The sequence below is a fragment of the Mycobacterium sp. E2462 genome, from assembly GCF_001672685.1.
In the GTDB taxonomy this organism is placed as follows: Bacteria; Actinomycetota; Actinomycetes; order Mycobacteriales; family Mycobacteriaceae; genus Mycobacterium.
Map to the genome: position 1 here is coordinate 1 of NZ_LZKC01000275.1, position 2879 is coordinate 2879.

The following is a 2879-nucleotide window of genomic DNA, read 5'->3' on the forward strand; positions in this document are numbered from 1 at the left end:
GTGCGGCGGGGGCGAATTCGCCCAACGCCTTGCTGCGGGGCAGCCGATGGGGGGCATGGGCCGCCGCGGCGCGACCGCGGGCTATGTCAACAAGTACGGGTTCCGCTACAGCGTCCTGACCCGCCCACCCTCGGCCGGATAACGGCGGCGCACGAACATGTTTGAGCGGCTGTTTATCCGCGACCGGATTTTATTCCCGGCGGCATTCGGCGCGCCGACTGGCGGCGCGACAAGCGTCCGCGCCGGTGGACTCCGTCTCCGGGTCGGCGACGCCCGCCAGCAGGCGTTTACCACACCGCGGTGGGGTGGGAGACTCCGGTTGGGCGAGCGTGGCCCGGCTACCGCCGGTCGCGTTCACGGGCCGGCCGAAAGGTCGCTGCGGCCAGCGGCATCAGCGGGCCACGGGTGTCCGGCCAGCAACGCACTATCGTCATGCACTACTCGCGTCTCAGTGATTCGGCCACGAAGGGGTTAAAGGTAATGGTGTTGGACTATGGGGCACTGCCGCCGGAGGTCAACTCGGCGCGGATCTACGCGGGTCCAGGGTCGGGATCGTTCCTCACGGCAGCGTCGTCGTGGAATGCGTTGGCCGCGGAGCTGAACTCGGCCGCGTTGAACTACGAGAACGTGATCACGGCGCTGAGCAGCGAGGACTGGCTGGGCACCGCGTCGGCGGCGGCCGCGCAAGCAGCCCAGCCGTATGTGACGTGGTTGACCACGACGGCCGCGCAGGCCGAGGAGGCGGCCACCCAGGCCCAGGCCGCCGCGGCGGCGTACGAGACCGCGCTGGCTTCGTCGGTGCCGCCGCCGCTGATCGCGGCCAACCGCACCCAGGTGACCCAGCTGCAGGCCACCAACGTGCTGGGGCAGAACACCCCGTTGATCGCGCAGCTGGAGACGCAGTACGGCGAGTTCTGGGCCCAGGACGCCGCCGCGATGTATTCCTATGCCGGTCAGTCGGCGACGGCGTCGAAGGTGAGTACTTTCCAGAATGCCCCGGAGGTGGTCAACCCGTCGGGTCAGGCCAACCAGGCCGCCGCGACCAGCAACGCGACGGCCAACTCCACGGCGACCAGCACGACCAAGACCCTGCAGGCGCTGGCGCAGCCGGCGGCCACCACGGGGACGACCACGACGCAGGCCGCGGCGGCCGCGACGCAGACCGACCCGCTGTCGGAGTTGTGGTTCCTGCTGACCGGTCAGACCAGCTTCCCGAGCAGCCTGGGGGCCGCGGTCAACGGCTACAGCCCCTTCGCCGGCCTCTTCTACAACACCGAGGGTCTGCCGTACTTCAGTGTCGGTATGGGCAACTTCGGTGTGCAGATGGCCAAGTCGCTGGGTGTGCTCGGCGGTGCGGCCCCTGCGGCGGCCAAGGCGCTGCCCGGCCTGGGTGGCCTGGGCGGGATGCTCGGTGGCGGGGCGGCCGCGGCGCACCCGGTGGCCGCGATCGGTGGCGCGGCTTCGCTGGGTGGCAAGCTGTCGGTGCCGGTGGCCTGGACCGGGGGCCCGTCGGTGGCGCCGATGGTGGGGCACGCGATCCCGGTCAGCAGCATCAGCGCGGCGCCGGAGGCCGCGGGTGCGGGCAACCTGCTCGGGGGCATGCCGCTGGCCGGTGTCGGCGCCGGCGGCCACGGCGCGGCCGGACCCAAGTACGGATTCCGCCCCACCGTCATGGCCCGCCCACCCTTCGCCGGCTAGGGCAGCCGCATGACCCGCCTCGCCGCCGAATCGTCCTGGTCGAAGGCGTTATAGGCAGCCGATGAACCTTACGCCGCCCCGATCGCCGTGCGCGCCGTCGCGTGCCGGCGAACGAGGCTGGCGCCCCGCCGAGATGCCCGAAAGGAGGATGCCGGGCCGCCTCGCGTGGCGACGCAACGGCGCGCAGCGCACGCACACCGATATTCCGCAACCGGATTATTTGGCGGCCCCCGCGACCGGAGCAGTGGACGCTGCCGCTTACCTGCTGCTTTTCAGACCGGCGGCGGTTATCATTTTCCGTAACCGTCCTGAGATGACCGGCAGTCCTGGTCGGCCGCTGTTACCGTCTCGTTACCAAAAATGAATTCGCCGTACCGCTACGTGAACAGTTGCAAACTGGCGGCTTCCGTAATTACCCCGGACGTCGCCGTCATCTACTCTCTTGCAGAGTCGGGGAATGAAATAGGAGGGATCAAGTATGTCGTTCGTGACCACACAGCCTGAGGCTTTGTCAGCGGCAGCAGGGAACCTGCAGACCATCGGTTCCACGCTGAGCGCTCAGAACGCCGCGGCGGCGGGCCCGACGACGGGAGTGGTGCCCGCTGCAGCCGACGAGGTGTCGGCGCTGACCGCAGCGCAGTTCGCCGCCCACGCGCAGGTCTACCAGGCCGTCAGCGCCCAGGCCGCCGCGATTCACGAGCTGTTCGTGAACACGCTGTCGACCAGCGCCGGTTCCTACGCCGCCACCGAGGCGGCCAACGCAGCCGCCGCGGGCTGACCGAATCGGCGGTCGGGGTGTCGGAGCGGGTCGTCGTCGACGTGCGTTCCACCTCGATCGCCCTGCGGGAGATCTTTCCGGCGCCCGATGCGGGGGCCGGAAAGACGCCCGGAATAGCAACGGCCACTCCGTCAACTCCAACGCCGCAGTTCGGGTTTGACGACCGTCTCACCGTGTCACAACGCTCGGCGGCCGCCGGCTGACGGGGAAGGGGGACCAGTCGCTAGGCATCCGGCTTGGCGGTCGCGCAACGCGTAACCGGTCCGGCCATACGTCGTTACATCACCACCACCAGCAGTAACTACCTATAAAAGGAGACAGCCAAGATGGCTACACGTTTTATGACCGACCCGCACGAGATGCGTGCGATGGCGGGCCGTTTCGAGGTTCACGCTCAGACGGT

General features: G+C 69.0%; 2 protein-coding genes and 2 pseudogenes. All 4 read left to right on the forward strand.

What is annotated here, in order from left to right; genetic code table 11:
- A pseudogene (locus tag A5714_RS26135) lies at positions 1-142 on the forward strand (hypothetical protein); the annotation flags it as partial.
- A gap of 338 nt (positions 143-480) precedes the next feature.
- Complete coding sequence (locus A5714_RS13660) at positions 481-1698, forward strand: PPE family protein (protein WP_068285869.1); 1218 nt, start codon at positions 481-483, stop codon at positions 1696-1698.
- Between the two features lie 478 nt (positions 1699-2176).
- Complete coding sequence (locus A5714_RS13665; protein WP_068071300.1) at positions 2177-2476, forward strand: PE family protein; 300 nt, start codon at positions 2177-2179, stop codon at positions 2474-2476.
- A gap of 326 nt (positions 2477-2802) precedes the next feature.
- Positions 2803-2879: pseudogene (locus A5714_RS25395) on the forward strand (WXG100 family type VII secretion target); the annotation flags it as partial.

Bases quoted from the DNA above. Each gene is read 5' to 3' on its own strand.
- A5714_RS13660 (WP_068285869.1), top strand. From the start codon at position 481: ATGGTGTTGGACTATGGGGCACTGCCGCCGGAGGTCAACTCGGCGCGG.
- A5714_RS13665 (WP_068071300.1), top strand. From the start codon at position 2,177: ATGTCGTTCGTGACCACACAGCCTGAGGCTTTGTCAGCGGCAGCAGGG.